This is a genomic window from Chroococcidiopsis cubana SAG 39.79 (assembly GCF_003991895.1).
GTDB lineage: Bacteria > Cyanobacteriota > Cyanobacteriia > Cyanobacteriales > Chroococcidiopsidaceae > Chroococcidiopsis > Chroococcidiopsis thermalis.
This window is the reverse complement of the sequence record NZ_RSCK01000025.1, coordinates 62,447-84,660: the sequence shown is the minus strand read 5'-3', so window position 1 is coordinate 84,660 and position 22,214 is coordinate 62,447. Positions and strand designations below refer to the sequence as shown.

Annotated in this window: 23 protein-coding genes; 13 read left to right on the top strand and 10 right to left on the bottom strand. The window is 44.8% G+C overall.

Going from position 1 to position 22,214, the window contains the following annotated elements; genetic code table 11:
* Nucleotides 1–14: 14 nt before the first annotated feature.
* The 4 genes from dxr (at nucleotide 15) to DSM107010_RS16900 (ending at nucleotide 3,534) form a co-directional block, all read left to right on the top strand.
* The gene (gene dxr / locus DSM107010_RS16915; RefSeq protein WP_015156637.1) at nucleotides 15–1,211 is read left to right on the top strand and encodes a 1-deoxy-D-xylulose-5-phosphate reductoisomerase; all 1,197 of its coding nucleotides are present in this window, start codon (nucleotides 15–17) and stop codon (nucleotides 1,209–1,211) included.
* 86 nt (nucleotides 1,212–1,297) lie between these two features.
* Nucleotides 1,298–1,525 carry a hypothetical protein gene (locus tag DSM107010_RS16910; RefSeq protein ID WP_015156638.1) on the top strand — a complete coding sequence of 76 codons (228 nt, stop codon included), beginning with the start codon at nucleotides 1,298–1,300 and terminating at the stop codon, nucleotides 1,523–1,525.
* Nucleotides 1,526–1,736: 211 nt separating this feature from the next.
* A complete protein-coding gene (gene iscB, locus DSM107010_RS16905; RefSeq protein ID WP_127023418.1) occupies nucleotides 1,737–3,011 on the top strand; it encodes an RNA-guided endonuclease IscB in 1,275 nt (424 codons plus the stop codon).
* Complete coding sequence (locus DSM107010_RS16900; protein WP_015156639.1) at nucleotides 3,001–3,534, top strand: hypothetical protein; 534 nt, start codon at nucleotides 3,001–3,003, stop codon at nucleotides 3,532–3,534. Before iscB ends, DSM107010_RS16900 begins: the two co-directional genes overlap by 11 nt.
* Nucleotides 3,535–3,588: 54 nt before the next feature.
* Here the strand turns inward: DSM107010_RS16900 and DSM107010_RS16895 are convergent, their stop codons facing one another.
* Together DSM107010_RS16895 and DSM107010_RS16890 are read right to left on the bottom strand one after the other, a co-directional pair.
* On the bottom strand, nucleotides 3,589–4,200 hold the full coding sequence (locus DSM107010_RS16895) for a DUF3226 domain-containing protein (RefSeq protein WP_106167674.1): 612 nt from the start codon (nucleotides 4,198–4,200) through the stop codon (nucleotides 3,589–3,591).
* Nucleotides 4,200–5,279 (bottom strand): AAA family ATPase, encoded by a 1,080-nt coding sequence (locus DSM107010_RS16890; RefSeq protein ID WP_015156640.1) that lies wholly within the window; start codon nucleotides 5,277–5,279, stop codon nucleotides 4,200–4,202. Before DSM107010_RS16890 ends, DSM107010_RS16895 begins: the two co-directional genes overlap by 1 nt.
* A gap of 179 nt (nucleotides 5,280–5,458) precedes the next feature.
* Between DSM107010_RS16890 and DSM107010_RS16885 the strand changes: the two genes are divergently transcribed.
* The 8 genes from DSM107010_RS16885 to DSM107010_RS16850 all read left to right on the top strand — a co-directional run bounded on the left by DSM107010_RS16885 (nucleotide 5,459) and on the right by DSM107010_RS16850 (nucleotide 13,550).
* Entirely contained in the window at nucleotides 5,459–5,941 is a 483-nt protein-coding gene (locus tag DSM107010_RS16885; protein ID WP_106167675.1) for an adenosine-specific kinase, read from the top strand.
* A gap of 474 nt (nucleotides 5,942–6,415) precedes the next feature.
* Entirely contained in the window at nucleotides 6,416–6,757 is a 342-nt protein-coding gene (locus DSM107010_RS16880) for a DUF962 domain-containing protein (RefSeq protein ID WP_041463443.1), read from the top strand.
* 35 nt (nucleotides 6,758–6,792) lie between these two features.
* Nucleotides 6,793–8,193, top strand: a complete 1,401-nt coding sequence (locus tag DSM107010_RS16875; RefSeq protein WP_106167676.1) for an amidohydrolase family protein — start codon at nucleotides 6,793–6,795, stop codon at nucleotides 8,191–8,193.
* Between the two features lie 329 nt (nucleotides 8,194–8,522).
* Nucleotides 8,523–10,091 (top strand): B12-binding domain-containing radical SAM protein, encoded by a 1,569-nt coding sequence (locus DSM107010_RS16870; protein ID WP_015156643.1) that lies wholly within the window; start codon nucleotides 8,523–8,525, stop codon nucleotides 10,089–10,091.
* Nucleotides 10,092–10,312: 221 nt separating this feature from the next.
* Entirely contained in the window at nucleotides 10,313–11,035 is a 723-nt protein-coding gene (locus DSM107010_RS16865; RefSeq protein ID WP_015156644.1) for a rhomboid family intramembrane serine protease, read from the top strand.
* A 76-nt stretch (nucleotides 11,036–11,111) separates the two neighbouring features.
* The gene (locus DSM107010_RS16860; protein ID WP_106167677.1) at nucleotides 11,112–11,714 is read left to right on the top strand and encodes a methyltransferase domain-containing protein; all 603 of its coding nucleotides are present in this window, start codon (nucleotides 11,112–11,114) and stop codon (nucleotides 11,712–11,714) included.
* A gap of 73 nt (nucleotides 11,715–11,787) precedes the next feature.
* The gene (nadD, locus tag DSM107010_RS16855) at nucleotides 11,788–12,408 is read left to right on the top strand and encodes a nicotinate (nicotinamide) nucleotide adenylyltransferase (RefSeq protein ID WP_015156646.1); all 621 of its coding nucleotides are present in this window, start codon (nucleotides 11,788–11,790) and stop codon (nucleotides 12,406–12,408) included.
* Nucleotides 12,409–12,536: 128 nt separating this feature from the next.
* Nucleotides 12,537–13,550, top strand: coding sequence for a type I glyceraldehyde-3-phosphate dehydrogenase (locus DSM107010_RS16850; protein ID WP_015156647.1), 1,014 nt, complete (start codon nucleotides 12,537–12,539; stop codon nucleotides 13,548–13,550).
* Between the two features lie 66 nt (nucleotides 13,551–13,616).
* On the opposite strand, the gene thiL is transcribed toward DSM107010_RS16850, so the two are convergent.
* The 5 genes from thiL to glnA all read right to left on the bottom strand — a co-directional run bounded on the left by thiL (nucleotide 13,617) and on the right by glnA (nucleotide 19,084).
* A complete protein-coding gene (gene thiL, locus DSM107010_RS16845; RefSeq protein WP_127023415.1) occupies nucleotides 13,617–14,660 on the bottom strand; it encodes a thiamine-phosphate kinase in 1,044 nt (347 codons plus the stop codon).
* Nucleotides 14,661–14,723: 63 nt separating this feature from the next.
* Nucleotides 14,724–15,401 carry a lipoate--protein ligase family protein gene (locus tag DSM107010_RS16840; protein WP_373425474.1) on the bottom strand — a complete coding sequence of 226 codons (678 nt, stop codon included), beginning with the start codon at nucleotides 15,399–15,401 and terminating at the stop codon, nucleotides 14,724–14,726.
* Nucleotides 15,402–15,668: 267 nt separating this feature from the next.
* Complete coding sequence (locus DSM107010_RS16830) at nucleotides 15,669–16,163, bottom strand: YbjN domain-containing protein (RefSeq protein ID WP_015156650.1); 495 nt, start codon at nucleotides 16,161–16,163, stop codon at nucleotides 15,669–15,671.
* A 159-nt stretch (nucleotides 16,164–16,322) separates the two neighbouring features.
* Entirely contained in the window at nucleotides 16,323–17,378 is a 1,056-nt protein-coding gene (locus tag DSM107010_RS16825) for a class I SAM-dependent methyltransferase (RefSeq protein WP_106169521.1), read from the bottom strand.
* A gap of 284 nt (nucleotides 17,379–17,662) precedes the next feature.
* Entirely contained in the window at nucleotides 17,663–19,084 is a 1,422-nt protein-coding gene (glnA, locus tag DSM107010_RS16820) for a type I glutamate--ammonia ligase (RefSeq protein ID WP_015156652.1), read from the bottom strand.
* Between the two features lie 369 nt (nucleotides 19,085–19,453).
* Here glnA and apcB point away from each other — a divergent pair, with 369 nt between their 5' ends.
* Nucleotides 19,454–19,963 (top strand): allophycocyanin subunit beta, encoded by a 510-nt coding sequence (gene apcB / locus DSM107010_RS16815; protein WP_015156653.1) that lies wholly within the window; start codon nucleotides 19,454–19,456, stop codon nucleotides 19,961–19,963.
* A gap of 91 nt (nucleotides 19,964–20,054) precedes the next feature.
* Here the strand turns inward: apcB and DSM107010_RS16810 are convergent, their stop codons facing one another.
* Genes DSM107010_RS16810 through DSM107010_RS16805 form a run of 3 tightly spaced genes read right to left on the bottom strand, consistent with a single transcriptional unit; the run spans nucleotide 20,055 to nucleotide 22,096 of the window.
* Nucleotides 20,055–20,975, bottom strand: a complete 921-nt coding sequence (locus DSM107010_RS16810; RefSeq protein ID WP_342669351.1) for a sugar-binding transcriptional regulator — start codon at nucleotides 20,973–20,975, stop codon at nucleotides 20,055–20,057.
* Nucleotides 20,857–21,303, bottom strand: a complete 447-nt coding sequence (locus tag DSM107010_RS41320) for a hypothetical protein (protein ID WP_241994240.1) — start codon at nucleotides 21,301–21,303, stop codon at nucleotides 20,857–20,859. Before DSM107010_RS41320 ends, DSM107010_RS16810 begins: the two co-directional genes overlap by 119 nt.
* Nucleotides 21,293–22,096, bottom strand: coding sequence for an SDR family NAD(P)-dependent oxidoreductase (locus DSM107010_RS16805; protein WP_015156655.1), 804 nt, complete (start codon nucleotides 22,094–22,096; stop codon nucleotides 21,293–21,295). The genes DSM107010_RS41320 and DSM107010_RS16805 overlap by 11 nt, the downstream gene beginning before the upstream one ends.
* Nucleotides 22,097–22,214 lie beyond the last annotated feature (118 nt).

The window sequence follows — 22,214 nt, the reverse complement described above, 5'->3', positions numbered from 1 at the left end:
ATTCTGAAACAATCGTGAAAGCAATTACTCTCCTGGGATCGACTGGCTCTATTGGTACTCAAACTCTGGATATTGTGGCACAGCACCCCGACCAATTTCGGATTGTCGGGTTGGCGGCTGGACGCAATGTAGAGATGCTGGCGGCGCAAATTCGACAGTTTAAGCCGAGTATTGCTGCTATTTGCGATGTAGATAAGTTACCAGAATTGAAAGAAGCGATCGCAGATCTCGACTCGCCACCGATTTTACTAGCAGGGGAAGAGGGTATTGTAGAAGTTGCCCGTTATGGCGATGCCGAAAGTGTGGTGACGGGAATTGTCGGTTGTGCGGGATTGTTACCGACAATTGCTGCAATTGAGGCGGGTAAAGATATTGCTTTGGCAAATAAGGAAACTCTGATTGCGGGTGGTCCTGTTGTCTTACCATTGGTAGAAAAATACGGGATTAAACTGTTACCCGCAGATTCAGAACACTCGGCGATTTTTCAGTGTCTTCAAGGCGTACCGGGACGTGGCTTGCGGCGAATTTTACTCACGGCTTCTGGGGGTTCTTTCCGCGATTTACCTGTAGACAAGTTAGCAAATGTCACCGTTGCTGATGCTTTAAAACATCCTAACTGGACGATGGGACGAAAAATTACGATCGATTCAGCGACGTTGATGAATAAGGGATTGGAAGTCATTGAAGCTCATTACTTATTTGGATTAGATTACGATCGCATCGATATCGTGATTCATCCCCAAAGTATTATCCATTCTCTGATCGAACTACAAGATACTTCTGTATTAGCACAGTTAGGCTGGGCAGATATGCGTTTACCGTTGCTATATGCCATGTCATACCCAGAGAGAATTTATACTAATTGGAAGCAATTAGATTTGGTAGAAATTGGTAGTTTAACTTTTAAAGCCCCAGATCACGAGAAATATCCTTGTATGCAATTAGCATATAGCGCGGGTCGTGCGGGTGGATCGATGCCAGCAGTTTTAAATGCAGCTAACGAGCAAGCTGTAGCTTTATTTTTAGAAGAAAAAATCCGCTTTTTAGATATTCCTCGTTGTATCGAACTAGTTTGCGATCGCCATGCATCTGATAATTGTTCGACTCCATCTTTAGCTGACATCGTAGCAGCAGACCGTTGGGCAAGACAAGAAGTATTAACAGCAAGCGAAGATCTTAGTAGAGGCGATCGTTTAATTTCCTTACGATAGATCGATCGTCAAACTTTTGTCCATCTAACCTGCTCAACTATAGGTTCAATTGTTTTGACTTTTAACTTTTAACTTTTGACTTTTCCATGATTGAGTTTGCTATCAAGTGGGGTACGAAGACATTTCCTACTGAATATATTGCTCTATGTATCTCTATTTTGGCAGTCGTCGCCACTTGGGGCAATTTTTGGAACTCAAGAAGAACGTTTGCGGCTGCTAACTATCCTAAATTAAGAGCAGAACTCAACTGGTTGCCAAACCGAATCTTTCCTAGCTGTAGTCTGTTCAATGAAAGTCAGCAACCCCCGACTTGAAGTCGGGGGCTTCAGGCAGATAACCTGAAGCCCTAGTTGACCAGACTATCGTTTGAGGCAAGTGTTAAAGACCTACTTTAGGATGCTTGCTAGTCCTGAACCCTAGAACCAGACGATTAAACAGACTTATTGGGTTAAGTCAGTGTCGTTTGGATAGTTACCGACCTCAAACAATGTCGAAGCAAACATTACCTGTAAAAAGGATGCAGCAATGCAAAATTACGTTTTTGTTGTTGACACAAATAAACAGCCTCTCAACCCAATTTCTCCAGCAAGAGCTAGAGAATTGTTGACTAAACAAAAAGCCGCTGTATTTAGAATGTATCCCTTTACAATTATTCTGAAACACGCTGTTTTAAACCCTGCACCAAAGCCATTAACTATTAAGCTAGACCCAGGCAGCAAAGTTACGGGACTGGCGATTTTAGAAGGAGAAAATGTTATTTGGGTTGCCGAACTTGAGCAGAGAGGAGGAATAATCAAAAACGCTCTCTCTGCTAGGCGTTCTTTACGCCGCAGTCGCAGGAATCGTAAAACTCGCTATCGTCCAGCACGTTTTGATAACAGAAAACGTAAAGAAGGATGGCTACCTCCATCATTGATGCATCGGGTTTTGACTACTGAGACTTGGGTTAAACGGCTTTGCCGCTACGCACCAATTGCTCAAGTTGTCATGGAGTTGGTTAAATTTGACACTCAAAAAATGCAAAATCCCGAAATAGATGGTGTTGAATACCAGCAAGGGGAATTAGTAGGGTATGAGGTACGCGAATACTTGCTCGAAAAATGGGGACGCAAATGCGCTTATTGCGATACATCAGGCGTGCCACTCCAAATTGAGCATATTCACCCACGCGCCAAAGGCGGCAGTAATCGAGTTTCAAACTTATGTTTGAGTTGCCAACGGTGCAATATCAAAAAAGGAGTCAAATTGATTGAAGAATTTCTGAAAAAGGATAACTCTAGACTAGAAAAAATCAAGCAACTAGCCAGGAAGCCTCTAAAAGATGCCGCAGCTGTTAGTGCAACTCGATGGAGCTTGTTTCATACTTTGAAAAACCTCCTACCAACGACGTATTGTTCGGGCGGACAGACGAAGTACAATAGGACTCGTCTTGAGTTAAACAAGCAACATTGGATTGATGCTGCTTGTGTTGGCGATGTCGAAACAATTCGCTTACTCACCGAACAATCATTACGAATTAAATGTACTGGTTGGGGAACTCGTCAAATGTGCGGAACTGACAAATATGGATTTCCGATTCGTCACAGAGAGCGAAAACAAGTCCATTTTGGCTGTAGAACAGGCGACATTGTTAAAGCTATCGTTACTTCTGGAAAGAAAGCAGGAGAATATGTTGGTCGGCTTTCATGTCGTAAAAGTGGCAGCTTTGATATTACCACTACATCAAGCAGAGTAGCTGGAATCAGCCATAGATTTTGTACTCCAATTCACAAAAAGGATGGTTATTCGTATGGATTTTGAGAACTGCGGACGGCAGTTAAAACTGCCTACCGTCGTGCTTCCTCCCTGGTCTAAAGACGGCAGGGCTTCCGCACGACTTGTTACTTTCGGTGATAAAATTTCTGCTAACGACGTTCATATTACCGTGAGTGTGGCTCGGAGCGATCGCTGGTATTTCGATCGCGAAAGATGGTTTACTTACGAATACGCAGAATTAGCTAGACTCAAACCGTTAGAAGGTTTTCCCCCTCCTCCAGAAGATGATTTGGTTCAATGGTGTCAAACCAGAGGTTATAAACAAAGGTTATTTATTCCAGCCGAATCTGCGCAACTGCAAGAAATCGTTCGCCAAATTGCTCATTCGGATGTCTATTATATCCATCTCAAGGTAGCTTATACATCTAACGTATTTGGAGCTAATAGAGTATGTAAAATTTCTCGAACATATAGAATAGAGCGCCAGCAAAATATGTCAAAATTACCATCAAAAGATGAAGTCATCTGGGAGATAAAAGAAGAAACACGAACCATACACCAGGAGTGAGGTTTGAAATCCAGGTATTTATTGCAATTAACAGTTTCAAACTAATTAGATTTTTCAAAGAGACAAGAAAAACTGCTTTAAGCGATCGAATTCTGGACTATTCCAAGGTAAATAACCAGCTTGTGCTGCTTGTTCTAAACGTTTGTCTGGTTCAATTTGTGCCGATAACCATGCATGTATTCGTGCTTTTGCAAGACTTTTAGGATTTTGTCCTATTTTTTGATATATGCAGTTAAAATAATCGTCTATACAAGAAAGAATTGGTTCCGAACGCAATGCGGCTAAACAAACATCTTCTAGCATTCCATTATTTTGATTATCAGGAAGAATTAGTATGCTAATTTGAGGAGTAGTGGTAGTTATCTCTCCTAGTTTATTTGGAACAGGTAATCTGGCATTTCTTAACCCACTACAAATACTCTGAAATGCACTTCTAGCGGAATCATCTGCATCGCGTGTAATTCCTAAAGAGGTAATTTCTCTATAACCAGAAATCTGTGGTAGAGTTTTTAAAAATCTCCCTAATCCTGGTTTACCTCCATACTCTAGTACCTGTACATCAGTAATATTAAGCTGGGATAACAAGGCATTAAAAAATAATATTTCTTCCGAACCTTCTCCAATTAAAAGTTTAGGTTTAGAGATTTGCGTTGGTCTAGCAGGCATTAACGCATCTCCAAATTCATTTCATCAGAGGTTGCTAAAGTTTCTCTGTCATAAGTTATTGCTTGAATATCATTGTTAACCTGCTCAAGTCGATGGTAACGAAAATCATATTTCTCGCTAGTCTCAAATGCTTTATGAGCAGCTAATATACATTCATAACTATGGGTTGTTGCAAATATTTGTACGTCCGACCTTCTAGCAGCATCAGCTATGGCTCTCCAAACATCTACTAAAACTGAGTAATGTAAGCCATTTTCAATTTCATCAATTAAAACAATACCACCTCTAGCGGTTGCAATAGCTAATATAATAGAAAGTAATCGTCCCATCCCTTCACCCATAAGCGTTAGCGGTACAAGTTCTCGCATACCAATATCGCCGTGAACAATTAGTCCTCTACCTACAAGTAGTAAGGTAAGCCGCTGCAATCGTGGTTCTAGCAGACGTAAGGCTTTTACGATCTCATCTTGCTTGCCTACACGCTCCAAATTGCTGAAACGTTCAGCATCTTCTCTATGAGAGCGTGTGTTAGTAGTAATATATATACCTACAAAGGGAAATCCTTCAGGAAATCTAGGATATGACTTTTGCGCTCGACCATCAGCTCTTAAAAAGTTTCGAGTAACTCCATTGGGATATTCATACTCAAATACTAATCCGTCATACTTCCTAAAACCTGTCATGAGTGATTCATTTGTTCTAAAAGGAATTGTTTCGTCTTCTTGAAAAAGCGGTACTGACATTTGACTCATTTCATTTGCCATAAAAATTTTTAATGAACGCTGTATATTACTTTGTTCTATCGTATTAATATTAATAGTTCTTTCAAGCTCTTGCTCGTAAAAGATATTTCTCCACTCTTCAAGCGTCTTGAAGCGATCGCGAGACGCGAGACTACGAATCTGCTCAATTCTAAGAACTGCATCGTAACCAATTGGATTAATAGAAATAAAAATAGCTTCTAATAAAGATGTTTTACCAACATTATTTTTACCAGAGATCAAGTTTATTCTTTCCAGTGGCTCAATAGTGAAACTTTGGAAGCAACGAAAGTTTTTGAGCGTCAACGATCGCAACATAACTTAACCTACAGATTATGCACCATAAAAATCTTCTACCACTATCAGCTTATCTTGTTATGCTTTAATACCGTCAGAGAAGGCAATTGTCCTAGTAAATTTCTAAAACGCGATCGCATCCATAGAAAGCGCGATGATATTGTTGAGGTTTGTAGCAGAGGAATCTTGAGGAGGGAAAAATGGAACTCAAATCTGTGGCGATGGAAATTCCTGAAGGTAGCAATATTATCATCGGTCACAGTCACTTTATTAAAACTGTGGAAGACTTATACGAGATTGTCGTCGGGATCTCTGCCCAAGCAAAATTTGGGATCGCTTTCTGTGAGGCTTCTGGTCCCTGTTTGATCCGCACTGCCGGAAATGATAAAGAACTACAAGATATAGCTACTAAGAACGCTCAGGCGATCGCGGCAGGACACAGTTTCGTGATTCTGATGAAACAAGCCTACCCGATTAACTTCCTCAATGCAATCAAACAATGCCAGGAAGTCTGCAATATCCATTGCGCGACAGCAAATCCAGTAGAAGTCATCCTAGCGGAAACTCAACAAGGACGAGGAATCTTGGGTGTTGTAGACGGATTTTCCCCCAAAGGTGTAGAGAACGCTGAGGACATACAAGCACGACAAAAGTTTTTACGCCAAATTGGATATAAGCTTTGAAAAAGTCAAAAGTCAAAAGTTAAAAGTCAAAACTGAGGAGTCAGGAGTAAGTACAATCTGTTTCACGCACCACTCACCACGCACCACTCACCAATGCCAATCCCTGAAGTGTCATAATACCGCTTTGGTAAAGCTAGGTAAATTAGGTTTAATACAAGGGTCAGTTTGTGTCTGCTGCTTTCGAGTGGCGATCGCTGCTAGAAAAACGCTTCTGTGTAATACTTAAGCGAGGCAAAATATAATGATGCAAATATCTTATATGCATTATATTTAAACTGCAAAAATAATGAAGCAACAGCCCGAACACAACGAACTGTAAGGCAAGCAGGAGTCTAAAGACTTATGCTATTGACTCGGTCAAACACAAAATCTTAGAAGAATATTACAGTAGTAGAAATTTTTGGCAATAGCATCGTTAATATCTTTACAATACAGCTTAAAGTTGGCGTGCGGCGTACCTGGAGGAATGTTAAGTTGAGTTACTTCCAAGAAGCTAAAGCATATTTCATAGCGAGTCATCAGAACCCGATCAACATATTTTTACATCATTTAACAGTCTTACTGGCGATATCGGCGGTTGTATTGCTGTTCTACGATTGGCGATGGACGCTAGTTTGTCTGGTACTGACACAAGTATTCGCGATCGGCGGACATGCATTTTTTGAGAAGAACAAACCTGCATTTGTCAAGTACCGCAGCGGAATTATGATTCCCGTTTCGATTTCTTGGTCGTTCGAGAATTTATTTGGCTTGCGTCAACTTTGGCGCTATTTCAATCAAGTCAGAAGCCAGAAGTCAGAAGTCAGAAGTAATTGATAGCTACTCACTCTTAAGACATTTGAGGAAAATTCATGTATCAAGGTTTACCAGTTATTGATGCAGATGCCCACAAGCTTGAAAATCCCTTAGTCATGCGGGATTATCTAGAGCCAAAGTATCGCGATCGCGTGGGGATGGTAATCGATAGTCTGGGCGATCAGCGGGCGCGGGTAGTCGATTTTAACCCCGCTACAGGCAAAAACGATCTAACGCGGATGTTTCCCCAGCCTCAAGGCATGGGGAAAGGTGGATTTCGTAACTTACACCCGACAACTACTTTGGGCGCAACATTCAACCGCCTGCGGATTGAAGATATGGATCGGGAAGGGGTAGACGTACACGTAATTTTCGGTACGTTCAACCTGACATTTTCTAGCATCTTAGATAAAGACTTAGCGATCGCCCTATGTCGGGCTTATAACGACTATATTGCCGAAGATTGTCGTCCATATGGCGATCGCCTCAAACCAATTGGTGTCATACCTCTACAAGATGTCGATGCGGCTGTCGCCGAAATGCGTCGCTGCGTCAACGAACTAGGAATGATTGGTGTCGGTGTCGCCCCAAATATGCCGATTCCCCACCCAAAAGCACCCCAGGCTTTCCCCGATATCCGCAGTTGTAAGCCAATTAGCCATCCTGACTTCAGACCAATTCTACAAGCAGCAGTAGATTTAGATATTGCACTGGGAATCCACGGTGGTCCAGGTTCTTACATGATGGGCGGAATTTCTGACTACATGGAAACTTTTGTCCTGACTCACATCTTCGTCCAACGCAACCAACAGCAGCACGCTTTGGCGCGGATGGTATTTGATGGGGCATTTGAACAGTTTCCCACCTTGCGGGTTGGCTTTTTAGAAGGCGGTTGTGGCTGGCTACCGGATCTCGCCCATTCTTTCCACGAACATTGGGAAAAACGCATCCGCGATTTCGATCCCAAAAATCCTTATCGTCCTTCGATGATGGATGTTACGAAATTGATGTTGCAAGAACGCAAAGGACGCGATCGCGCTAACATCATCAACATGACCAAGAATCTCTTCGATCTATTGTGGAATGCCGAACACGACCCCGCCAAGATCGATGATTCTAGCCTGTACGAGCATTATGACCTGCGCCATCGCGACCCGATGGAATATTTTGAACGGGGACAAATCTTTACTTCCTTTGAATCCGACGACCCCGCACCCGCCTACTTACCCGTAGCAATGGGTGAGATTGGCAAGCACCTAACTTGCTTCTCTGGAGACTACGGACACTGGGATGGTGTATTGGAAAACTGCGTCAAAGATGCAGCGGGAGTCGCTGATTACGATCGCGAACACTTAGGGTTATTACTAGGAGGTAATGCCTTAGAGTTATATGGCGATCGTCTGCGTCGTTCTCTCCCTAGCTACCTGACAGAACAGACGGCTGCTAGCGTCAGCTAACCGATCCTCCCCTACCCCTCTTAAAAAGGGGGGAGTTTAAATCTCAGTCCCCTTTGCTAAGGGGGATTTAGGGGGATCTAAATCTCAGTCCCCCTTGCTAAGGGGGATTTAGGAGGATCTCAGATCGGTGCGGAGACTACCCCACCTTACATTTGCGTAATTTTTAGTATCACTGGGTTCAACAAAGTAACACAGGCTGCTAAAGTGATCTCAACTAGAACCTGCCTGTAAATAAAATAAAACCAGTTATTTGCAGTTTTACAACAGAACAACTTAAAGACAATTGGAACAATAATGCAACCATTTGATGTTGCAAGGGGTGGTGTTAAATGCGAGTTTTACTCCTATATCCTCTTTTTCCCAAATCATTTTGGTCTTTTGATAAAGCGATCGAACTAATTGGTCGTAAAGTGGCAATGCCTCCACTGGGACTAATTACAGTGGCAGCAATTTTGCCTCAAGAGTGGGAATTTCGCCTCGTAGACCGTAGCGTGAGATCTGAAACAAAAGCAGATTGGGAATGGGCAGATTTGGTCATCATCTCAGGGATGATCGTCCAGAAACCAGATATGCTGCATCTAATTAGAGAAGCAAAGCGACATGGAAAATTAGTCGCCGTTGGTGGTCCCTACGTCACCTCCGTACCGGAAGCAGCCAAGGCAGCTGGGGCAGACTTTTTAGTATTAGATGAGGGTGAAATTACCTTACCGATGCTAGTAGAAGCGTTGGCAAGAGGCGAGACTTCTGGTATTATCCGCTCTAACGGTGAAAAGCCCGATGTCACGACCACACCGGTTCCCAGATACGACTTGCTAGATTTAAGTGCCTACGCTGATATGTCAGTGCAATTTTCGCGAGGCTGTCCCTTCCAGTGCGAATTCTGCGACATTATCGTGTTGTACGGACGTAAACCACGTACTAAATCTCCGCAACAATTATTGGCAGAATTGCAAACTCTGTACGATTTAGGCTGGCGGCGATCGATTTTTATGGTGGATGACAATTTCATCGGCAACAAACGCAACGTCAAGCTGTTATTAAAAGAACTCGGTCCTTGGATGGCAGAAAAAGGATATCCTTTTAGCTTTTCTACCGAAGCATCGGTAGATTTAGCCCAAGACGAAGAACTTTTAGATTTGATGATTGCGGCTAACTTTAACGCCGTATTTCTAGGAATTGAAACGCCAGATACTGATAGCTTAGAACTAACACAGAAATTCCAAAACACTCGTAACTCCCTGATTGAATCAGTACAAAAAATCAATCGGGTGGGGCTGAGAGTCATGGCTGGTTTTATTATGGGCTTTGATGGCGAAAAACCTGGAGCAGGCGATCGCATTATCGATTTTGTGGAAGCAACTGCAATTCCTCAAGCTTTATTCAGTATGCTGCAAGCCCTGCCAAATACTGCTTTGTGGCATCGCCTTCAAAAAGAAGGACGTTTACTCGAAGGTAGGGGAGTAGCAAATATTCACCAAACAACCCTGATCAATTTTATTCCTACCCGTCCTGTAGAAGACATTGCCCAAGAGTATGTTAGATGTTTCTGGGAACTGTACGAACCCAGTCGCTACTTAGCTAGAGTTTACCGCCACTTCCGGCTCATGAAACCGAAATCTCTGAAGAAAAAGCTGCGGATGCCAGGTTTGATTGAAATACGCGCCATATTAACTATCTGTTGGCGACAGGGAATTAAGCGAAATACGCGCTGGCAATTTTGGCGGCAATTATTTTCGATGTTGCGGCATAATCCTAGCGTGTTTGAATCATATATCATCAACTGCGCCCACTTAGAACACTTCGTCGATTATCGCCAAATCGTCCGCGATCAAATTGAGTCACAACTAGCAGAACTCGCAGCCTTAGAAGCTACCATGCAACCGCAGCAAGTCGCTTAGAAAAGTCAAGAGTTAAAAGTCAAAAGTCAAAACTGAGGAGTCGGGGAAGAAAGAGACAAGGAAGACAAGGGGGACAAGGGAGAAAACTACCAATTACCCATTACCCATTACCTACTCTCACTGGTCACTGGTCACTGATAATCTACCTGTAGGCTAGAAGCAATTTTTGGTGAAATCCGCTACTGTGTGGCTAGTTTCATCAATTTTGGCTAAAAAGCGTCATGGTTCCCATCCGCGATAACGTCCCGACGAAGATCGTTCCCTACGTCACTTATGGACTGGTTGCAGCTAATATTCTCGCCTTTATTTACGAGGCAGATTTGCCACCGCAACAATTAGATGGTTTTTTTCATCTATTTGCTGTCGTTCCTAGAGAGTTAACAGCTAGTTTTGCCGGAATTACTGTAAATCAACCCGTACCAGAGTGGATTACCCTCATCACCTCCCAATTCCTCCACGGAGGATTGTTGCATTTGGGAGGCAATATGTTGTTTCTCTGGATTTTTGGCAACAACGTTGAGGATCGTTTAGGACACGTCAAATATCTAATTTTTTATCTTGCCTGCGGCGTATTGGCAGCACTGGCACAATGGTTCTTTTCTCAATCTTCTGGTATTCCTTCCTTGGGTGCAAGTGGGGCGATCGCCGGAGTGATGGGTGCGTACATTCTCCGCTATCCCACAGCTGAAGTTCTGACTTTAATCCCACTGGGATTTTTCTTTCCCGCCGTCCGCATTCCTGCGTTTTATTTCCTGGGATTCTGGTTTTTGCAACAAGCTGCTTACGGTGTTGCCAGTTTAGAAGCTCGAACTAATATTGGCATGGAAAGCGGCGGTATTGCTTATTGGGCGCACGCAGGCGGTTTTCTGTTTGGTGCTGTTCTCGGCTTCCTGTTTGGAATGCTAAAAACGGAACCGCAAGACCAATATTCACAATACAGTTGACAGTTATTAGTGACTAGTGGCTGGTGACTAGAATTGAATCTGGTTCCACTAGTCATCAGCCACCAACCACTCATCAATGACAAATTCAGAATATTGGGAAAACCGCTACCAAGTAGGAACGGCACGCTGGGATATTGGACAAGCCGCACCACCATTTGTCAGTTTATTAAATTCTCCTCAAGCCCCAAAACCTGGTAAAGTTGCAGTTTTGGGTTGCGGTCGCGGTTATGATGCCTTACTATTTGCACAGTATGGATTTGATGTCATTGGAATTGACTTTGCTCCTAGTGCAATCGCCTCAGCAACGGAATTAGCTCAAGCAACGGGTAGTTCGGCAAAATTCTTAGAGCGCGATATCTTTGAATTATCAGCAGAGTTTCCCCATTATTTTGACTATGTATTAGAACATACTTGCTTCTGCGCGATCGCCCCATCTCAGCGCCTAGCCTATGTCAAATTAGTCCGAGAAATATTACAACCTCAAGGACGACTCATCGGTTTATTCTTCACCCATTCTCGCTCAGGTGGACCACCCTTCGGCAGCACTCCAACCGAGATCCGCAACCACTTTACTCCAGACTTTGAAATTCTCTCTCTCGAACCCGTCACAAATTCAGTTCCCGAACGCCAAGGAGAAGAACATTTAGGAGTGTTTCAGGTAACAGTGACTAGTGACTAGTGGCTGGTGTCTAGAAAAGAGTCTAGCCACTGGTTCCACTAGCTACTAGCTACTCACAAATGACGAATGACAAATGACAAATGACAAAATAGGCATTTTCGGCGGTACTTTCGATCCGGTGCATTGGGGACACTTGTTGGTTGCTGAGAGTGCTTGCAGTCAAGTTGGATTAGAACAGGTGATTTGGGTAGTCAATTCTCGCCCACACTACAAGCAATCGACACCATTTCAGCATCGGTGGGAAATGGTACGACAGGCGATCGCAGATCGTCGTGATTGGGAAATCGCACCCCCATCGGATACTTTTATGAAAACCACCTATGCCAGCCAAACTTTGCAGGCACTGCAAGCAAATTACCCTGATAGTCGTTGGCACTGGATTTTAGGGTTAGACACGTTTCTCACCTTACCCCGTTGGTATCATCGCCAGGAAATTGCCCCTGCTTGCGAGTGGTTAGTCGCTCCGCGTCCATTATATGAGTCAGAAAGTCCCCCAATTCAGGTATTATGCGATCGGGTAGCACAACAGTTAGCCACTGAATCAACATACATTCGCTGGCAAATTATCGATCTACCTTTAGTAGGAATTTCGGCAAGCTTAGTCAGGCAATACTGCCGCGATCGCCGTTCGATTCGCTACTTTGTCCCTGAAGCAGTGAGAATCTATATTGGCGATCGGCAGTTATATACATAACGATCCCAATGATTTGTGTGCTTTTTCTGTCAATGTCACTGAAGCTAGTTTAGAATAGAGCGCCCTTTGCGATATGATCGATTGTCAATAATAGGTATTTAATTCACTACACCAGAGGGCAAGACGCTGTGATTAGAGTTGCAATCAATGGTTTTGGGCGGATCGGACGTAACTTCATGCGTTGCTGGCTTCTGAGAGACAGCAGCGATATCGAAATAGTCGCGATCAACGATACTTCCGATCCGAAGACCAACGCTCATCTGCTGAAGTATGACACCATGTTGGGGACTTTAAAAGGCATCGACATCAGCGCAGATGAAAATTCGATTATCGTCAAGGGTAAGACGGTTAAATGCACCTCCGATCGCAATCCAGAGAACTTGCCTTGGAAAGACTGGGATATCGATCTCATTATCGAATCGACAGGTGTATTCACCAGTCGGGAAGGGGCAACCAAACACTTGAACGCTGGTGCAAAGAAGGTGCTGATCACGGCTCCAGGTAAAAATGATGATGGTACGTTTGTCTATGGCGTAAACCATCACGAATACGCGCATGAAACGCACACAATCATAAGTAATGCTAGCTGTACCACGAACTGCTTAGCGCCCATCGTCAAAGTGCTGCACGAAAAATTCGGCATCATCAAAGGCACGATGACCACCACCCACAGCTACACTGGGGATCAAAGATTACTCGATGCCAGCCACCGCGATGTCAGACGGGCAAGAGCCGCGGCTATGAACATCGTTCCTACATCTACTGGTGCTGCTAAAGCAGTGGCTTTGGTACTACCAGACTTGAAAGGTAAGCTGAACGGTGTTGCTTTGCGCGTTCCTACTCCTAACGTCTCAATGGTAGACTTGGTTGCTCAGGTTGAAAAGCCAACCTTTGCTGAAGAAGTCAATTCCACGTTGAAGGAAGCTGCTGAAGGCTCCCTCAAGGGTATTCTAGAATATAGCGATCTACCGCTAGTATCCTCGGATTACCAAGGTCACGATGCTTCTTCCATCGTTGATGCTAGCTTGACGCTTGTTATGGGCAACGACCTAGTTAAAGTCATGGCTTGGTATGACAACGAATGGGGCTACAGCCAACGGGTGTTAGATCTAGCTGAGTTAGTTGCTAGAGATTGGAAATAGGAATTTGTCATTAGTCATTGGTCATTAGTTAAAAGCAAATGACAGATGACAATTGACCAATGACGATTAAAAATGTTGAAACCCCCGATCGCGGCTGAGAATCCGGTCGGGGTTTTTGTTAGTGCGATCGCATAGTATTATTTCCAATTCTGCGGTGATTTCGCCAATAATTGCCGCTCCTTCACCCAAATGTTCGATCCGGGCTTCAGCTGGTTGTTGAGGTAGACACAGAACTAACTCAAAATCTTCGCCGCCATACAAAGCCCATTCTACAGCCTGTTCTGCGGTAACTAAATCAGACAAAGCTGGAGGAATCGGAATTCGATCGCGATCGATCCTCGCACCAACACCGCTCATTTGGCAAATTTGGACGATCGCATCGGCTAAACCATCGCTGCTGTCCATGCCAGAAATGGGGAATTCGGAATTCGGAATTCGGAATTCGGAATTAAATGCTCTCTTTGCCTTCCCTACATCTCCTGCTAAAATTTCTTGCAAAATAGGTAAGACATCTAAGCGGGGTTTGGGGCGTTGGTGCGCCTGGATGAGAAAGGAGCGATCGCGATCGCTCAGATTTTGCCCGATTTCTGGATGTATGAGCAATTCTAAACCAGCACGAGAAGCACCATGAAAGCCTGTGATGGCGATCGCATCTCCAACTTGCGCTGTATTGCGATAAATCGTCTGGTTTGGCTCCACTTCGCCAAAAGCTGTAATCGAAACTGTAATAACTGGAGAACGACAGACATCTCCCCCTACAATCGGAGTTTGATGTAGTTTCAAACATTCATCCATGCCTTTGTAGAGGCGTTCTACCCACTCAACAGGAACCTCACCAGGTAATCCCAAGGCGACAGTAATTCCGAGCGGTCTAGCCCCCATTGCAGCTAAGTCAGAAAGGTTAGCCGCAGTCGATCGCCACCCCACATCTTCTGGACTAGTGGTAGCATCGCTAAAATGTACCCCATCCACTAGCATATCTGTGGTTACCACCAGAGATTGTTCTGGCGATGATGATATTACAGCTGCATCGTCACCGATAATTTCTGCCGGACAAAAACGCTGTAACCGCTCTAATAAACCTTGTTCGCCAATATCTTTAACTTTCACAAGAAGTCGGGAGTAGAGAGCAGGGAGCAGGGAGCAGAGAAGAAAAGGCGTTTTGTGGTAGCTTTAATCACAATCCAAATATACTTTTTCCCATTCTTGCTCGGATAATGGTTGTACGGCGAAGTCAACATGAAAACAATTTTTGGCAGATGCAACTAAAGCATTTATAACTAATTGAATTAAATCTTCCCCTCGTCGCAGAGGTAACTTTATCGCAGCAAACGCCTCTGTGCCAAACACTTGAGCAAACAAATCCTCATCTGGTTCCAGCCGCATCGAACCATGTTGAAGGATAACACCACCCCGCCTTAGTTGAGCGCTACCAATTAATTTTGTCCCATCCTCCAAGACGAGATCCGCTCCCGTTGCCGTACCAAAGCAGTTAGGGTTGTGAATGTACCCTCGTCCAGCCGTACCATAGTGTAGCTGGATGCCGAGCGATCGCCACCCCTGAATCAGAAATTCACAAATTTGTTGGTATGCCTGAGTGCAACTTCCAGATAATCCTGACATCACCACGGCATAGGTTAAATCGCCTTGATGTAAAACTGCCCTACCTCCCGTTGGACGGCGTACCAAATCGAGCGCCCTACCATTCCAAATTAAATTTTGCCAGCGATCGGGATACTGATGTTGATGGTAGCCAAGAGAAATTGCTGGCGGCGACCAAGTGTAAAACCTCAATGTAGCAGGCATTAGACCTAATTGATGCTGCTCTACTAAATAGCGATCGATCGCCATTTGGACTGTTCCTGGCGCTTCTAGGTGAGGAATTAACCGCCAAATGCGGGAGTCGGGAGTTGTAGGGGCGGGTTTAGTAAAAGCTTCATGGCTCACGTCAATTAATCTTCGGTCAAAGCCCGCCCGTACAGGGGAGCCGGGGGAAAGGGGGACAAGGGGGAACTCGGGGACCCCACGACCGAAGGGAGTGGGGATTAGGGGGCGAAGGGGGACAAGGGGGAAGGCGGAATTAACTACCAACTACCAACTACCAACTAACAACTACCACTAATTAGCAAATTCTTGTTGTAGAGCCTCGTCATTATCATCGGCGATCGTAGCTACGACTGTAATCAGGCGGGATACCTCGCCAGCAGAAAGTTCTGCTACAGTGCGGGTAGACAAAACCACAATTTGCTCGTCAAAGATACCGAAACTGGCTTCAAAGGTATCAGACCAGTTCATTTCTAGTAACCGTCGCATTAAACCAGCATCGTTTTTGGTGGGTAATTTTAATACCGCAGACCAAACTTTGAACGTGTCTTCATCGGTTTGTCCGGTTAGTTGCACGAAGACTTCAACGCTACCATACTTAAACTTCCATAAATAGCTATTCTGAGTATGACTGACCATTGCACTTTCATCTTGCTGCAAGCTTGCAATGACAGTTTCGATCACCTCTACATGGTTAATGCCAGTACCTTCAACTAACTCTTCGAGGATTTCTTCGCTAGACATAGAGTCACTTACTACCGTTGCCGGATCTGGTCGATCGCTCGTCATAGAAATGCCTTCTAACAGCTATGAGGTCTTCTAGACCCAATTTATCGCTTTTAGGTATAGCAATTGCCTGTCTTTAGCAATAAATCTTAACTTTCTCCCGTCATTCAAAGGCGGTGGCATCGTCACCGCCTTCGATCGCAATTTTTCCACTCGCAGTTGCTACACTGGCTTACATGCTACCAATACCTTACTCATGTATTGGACTTCAGCAGTGACATTCTCAAAACCTGCCTTTTCCAGACGCTCTACTAAGTCATCTGTCATGTAATGTCTGTAGTAGGGCTCGTGGAAGGTTTCGTAGAAGCCTGTCATGGCTGGCTCCATTTCTGGAGAATCGCTCATCTGAATCGAGTCGCAGATGATAAACCTACCACCTGGCTTGGTGACTCGGAAAGCTTCTTCGATAACTCGCTGCCGTGCGACTGCTGGCAGTTCGTGGAATAAGAATACGCTGGTCGTAGCGTGGAAGTAGTTATCCATGTATGGCAATTCTTCGGCATTAGCTTGCAGCAATTGCGGTAGTTCCCCAGGAATTTGAGACAACATTTGATTGGCTTTGCGCAAATAGGCTGGGGATAAATCCGTACCGAACAACGCCGCTTTGGGTAAAGCAGCGCGAATCATTTTTAGAGTGCGACCAGTACCGCAAGCAATATCGAGAATCTTAATTTGGCTAGCGGGTACATCGTCAAAAGCACTCAATCCTTGCTTCAAGGATGCAAGAATCCGCCGCCGCATGGCATCAGCCGAGCCACCAAATAGAATCTCTACTTGTAAATCGTAGAGATTGGCTGACAGGTCGCTCAAATAACCACCCGTTTGATGATGGAAATTTTGCAGGTAGTAGCTGGGATAGCCGGCAATATCTAAATTCGAGTCAAAATCTTGGTAGTTTTTTTGTTTGGCTCTTTCCCAAATTTGCGGCAAATCGAACCATACAGCCGGATAGTAGAGGAAGAACTCATCCCAAGGATTATCGAACAGGATATTGTGGGGATAGACTCCTGCCTCGGCATCTTGCCAGTCTACTTCTAACAGTCGTTCGTAACGCTGGTTGATTTTCTGTAGCAAATCGAGCGGTAAGGGTTTAGACTTGCGATCGCTCGGCGAAACTAGGCTCATTACCCGCGTGCTGAGTATCTTGTGAGCGAGTCCGAAGTAATTTTTGCTCTGCTGAAAAGTTTGATATGTCAGTTTTGTTAAAGTGTCAGCCATAGGTAGTTGCTGGAATCAGTTTTGAGTCGGTCTTTACCTAATCTTTAATTTATTGTAAATAAGTGTTACGAAAAATTCCTAAATCTTTCGATAGGTCTGGAGATTTTTGGTGAAAAATTTTTGGACAAGGGAGACAATGTAGGGGCGGGTTCACCAGCAATCTCTGAGATCCAACCAAATATCCCTGCAAACCCGCCCTAACATGTTTACCGCATGAAAAAAGCCACCTGCAATTTGGTGGCTGAAAACTCATTTAGCGATGTAGAGGCGTTACATGTAACGTTCTAGCAATCGTAGTAGAGGGCAAATTCATAAGGATGGGGGCGTAACCGCATCGGGTTAACTTCGTTGTCAAGCTTGTAAGCAATCCAAGTTTGAAGGAAATCTTCCGTGAATACTCCAGTTGACGTTAAGAATTCATGGTCTTTTTCCAATGCTTCTAGAGCGTCTTCTAACGAGCCTGGAGTCGAAGGAATTTTGCTTAACTCTTCTGGCGACAAGTCGTAGATATCCACGTCTAAGGGTTCGCCAGGGTCGATCTGATTCTTAATTCCGTCTAGTCCAGCGCAAAGCATAGCAGCAAAGGCTAGATAAGGGTTAGCCGTTGCATCTGGACAACGAAACTCTAACCGCTTAGCTTTGGGATTGGGTCCAGATAGCGGAATGCGGATGGAAGCAGAGCGGTTACCTTGAGAATAGGCAAGGTTTACAGGCGCTTCAAACCCAGGGACTAAACGCTTGTAAGAGTTAGTCGTGGGATTGGTTAAAGCTAAAAGTGCAGGAGCGTGCTTGAGGATACCACCAATGTAATGCAGCCCCATTTCGCTCAAGCCAGCATACTTATCACCTGCAAACAAAGGCTGCCCATCTTTCCAAATTGATTGATGGGTGTGCATCCCAGAGCCGTTGTCGTTGAACACTGGCTTAGGCATAAAGGTGATAGTTTTGCCATACTTTCTGGCAACATTTTTGATGACGTACTTATAAATCATCAAATTGTCAGCCGACCTAATCATGGTATCGAAGCGAATACCAAGTTCGCACTGTCCGCCTGAAGCAACTTCGTGGTGATGCTTTTCGATTGGCACGCCACACTTAGCCATCGTCAGCAACATCTCAGTCCGCATATCCTGAGATGTATCTGTTGGCGCAACTGGGAAATATCCCTCTTTGTAGCGGGGTTTGTAGCCCAGGTTGCCACCCTCTTCTTTTCTACCTGTATTCCAACGCCCTTCAATGGAATCTACGTGGTAGTATCCTTCGTGCTGATTTTGGTCGAAGCGGACATCATCAAAAATGAAAAATTCGGCTTCTGGACCAAAAAAGGCTGTGTCACCGATGCCTGTGGAGATTAGGTAGTCTAGGGCTTTTTGAGCAATAGAGCGAGGATCGCGGGCGTAAGGCTCTCCTGTACGAGGTTCAATAATGCTACAGATTAGGCTTAGAGTCGGTTCTGCCATAAATGGATCGATCCAAGCGGTTTTTGGATCGGGAACCATTGCCATATCTGATTCATTAATGGCTTTCCAACCGCGAATACTAGAACCATCGAAGGCTACGCCGTCGGTGAAGCTACTTTCTTCAATTTGGTTTTGGTATACCGTCAAATGCTGCCAAATTCCAGGCGTGTCAATGAATTTTAGATCGATGACTTGAATGTTCTGATCTTGAATCATCTTCAAGACTTCTTGTGCGGTTTCGGGCATGGTGACTCCTTAATCTGCCAATGACTGAATGGAACTATTGCACTCTCAGCTTGCTGCCACGATGTGGTTTGCTGGAAGCCAGATCTTGCCACATTTGAATCATCCTAGAAAGAGAGTGAAGGCAATTTTGTAGTTTAAATGACAAAACGTCTGCCTGGAGGCTTATATTAGTTATTCCTTAACAAGCTGTATTAATTGGGACGCATGGATGGTTTCTCATCGGGGTCAAATTTAGCTTAAAATCCTTAAAGAGCAATGGTTTGCTTGTAGGCTTTCAGGCTTGAGGTGGCACGGTCAGTTGTTAACAAGTGCAATTCCTTAGCTCAACAATATCAAACCACAGATAGGAAAAATTCGGAGAGCAATCAAATGCGGGATGCAATAACAAGCTTAATTGGGACTTACGACGTGGCAGGACGGTACTTCGATCGCACTGCCTTAGAACGGCTCAAGTCCTACTTTGACACCGGAACGGCACGGGTTCAAGCAGCTGCAACAGTTAACTCAAATGCTGCATCAATTGTCAAGCAGGCTGGTTCGCAATTATTTGCCGAACAACCAGAATTGATTCGTCCTGGTGGTAATGCCTATACAACGCGGCGCTATGCTGCTTGTTTGAGAGATATGGATTATTACCTCCGTTATGCGACTTACGCGCTGGTAGCTGGCAATATGGATGTGCTAGACGAGCGCGTGCTACAAGGCTTGCGGGAGACTTATAATTCTCTGGGCGTACCAATTGGTCCTACCGTGCGCGGTATCCAAATGATGAAGGATATTGTGAAGGCACAAGCAGTAGCAGCTGGCGTAGAAAATACAGCTTTTATCGATGAACCGTTCGATCACATGACTCGCGAATTGAGCGAACGGGATATTTAATTGGTAGTTGGTAGTTGGTGGTTGGTAATTGGTGGTTGGGCGATCGCGTTCTGTTTAAATTATGAAGGCGATCGCTTTTTTACTGGCTAATTCAGATTTTGGCAAGAATTGTTTGAGCAGCTGCTTCATCGATAATTAACCCTGTAATTAGCTTGCCGCTTAAAGCAGCTAAAATGGCTTCTACCTTTTTTACGCCACCTGCTACACCAATAACGAGCCGCTGCGCGGGTTGTTCGAGCGGTACGCTGGCGACACGGCTATTCGTTCCCTGTTGCAGCAAAACTCCGTGGCGATCGTACGCCCAGCCTGCAATCTCCCCCACTGCACCCAGTTCGACTAATTCAGCTACCTCGTCATCGTTAATAAAGCCATTTTGATGTAATGGGGCATTCCAATCAATCTGACCGATACCGACAAATGTTGCCTTGGCTTGCTCGGCAAGGGTTTTGACGGCGATGAACGATCGCTGCGTCTGCAACAGTTCCCGTTCTTCAACACTAGTCGCTACAACCGGAGTCGGTACGGGATACGCTTGCGAACCAACCCGCTCTGATAAATGCATCACGACTTCATGATGACCTGCCCGCCCGTAATGAGACATATTACCAATAGTAGAAACAATTTTATGCTGCGGTCGCTCCATTGACGGGATCTGCTCCACCATCGATCGCAATGTTCGCCCTGAAGTAAATGCCAATACTGTAGGCGTTTTTGCAATAAGATACGTTTCTAAACAGCTAGCAGCACGCACGCCAATACCGTTGAATGTGTCGCCACTTCCCGCGTCACTCGGTACGACTTCACAAAGCGATAAATCGAATTTGTCGCGTAGCGCTTCAGCTAGAGCAATGCATTCACTCAAGGGATGATCGAGCCGAAATTTGATCAGCTTTTCACTCACAGCCAGCGCAATTAGGCGTTGTGCCGCTTGCCGAGACACGCTGAGCTTTGCTGCAATTTCTTCTTGCGTATTTCCGGCTATGTAATAGAGCCATGCAGCATGAGCTGCCAGATCTAACTTGCGATCGCGTCGCTCCGAACCAGTTTCTCCCATATCCTACCTTCAGGATTTGTATATCTCTCAAAAGGAAGATTGAATCTTCGAGCATATGCTCAAAGCAAGGCATTTTGCTCAGTTCTTTACAAATTATTAAAAGTGGTAATGGGTAATTGGTAATTGGTAGTGGGTCATTGATAGTCACCTCCTTGTCCCCCTTGTCCCCCTTGTCTCCCTTGTCTCCCTTGTCCCCCTTGTCCCCCTTGTCCCCTTGTCCCCCTTGTCCCCTTGTCCCCCTTGTCCCCCTTGTCCCCCTTGTCCCCCTTGTCCCCCTACTGTCCACCCGTAATCTCCAAGTTAAACCCAGTAATATAGCTGGCTTCTTCACTCATGAGAAACGCTACACCGTTAGCAACTTCTTCTAAGCTTCCCAAACGGCGCATTGGGACTGAATCGATCATCTGCTGCTCGACGACTTTGGGATTGGAATCAAAGTATTGAGATCCTACAGATGCCTGTAATTCTGTCTGTCGCGTCCACATCATGCCAGGACCGATTAACGCTGGAGAGAGTGCATTGACTCTAATACCATAAGGAGCGAGATCCTTTGCTGCTGTCTGAGTCATGCCGACAACCGCAAACTTAGAAGCAGCGTAAGCCACCATGTTCGGTGGACCTACTACCCCCGCATAACTTGCCGTATTGACAATTGCCCCGCCGCCAGATTCGCGCATATGTTGTGCGGCAGCCTTGAGAACGTGAAAAACACCGACAACATTGATGTCAATGACTTTTTGAAAGTCATCTTCTGGGTACTCGTCAGTCTTGGCAAACAAACCTTGATAGCCTGCATTATTAAAAACATAGTCGATCCGTCCCAATTGCTCTACAGCCCCAGCAAAAGCTTTGGCGACATCTTCAGAGGTTGTGACATCACAGCCAAATGTGGCGACTGGAACGTTGTACTCTGCTAGTTCTCGCGCTACATCTACCATTTTGGTTTCGTTTAAATCCCAGAGTGCCACACCTGCACCATTAGCAGCAAAACGATGTGCGGTCGCTTTGCCAATGTCTCCTGCACCGCCTGTAATCAGGATGGTCTTACCCGCAAAGTCATAGGTGGCTCTTGCTGTCATTGGTTCTACCTATTGTTGAAGAATTATTGCAAATACTCATTGACTTCTCATTTTTTAAATCGAGCCGAGTACGATCTCTATTATTGAGCTTTTGCCCAAGTCTAGAGCATAAAATCAA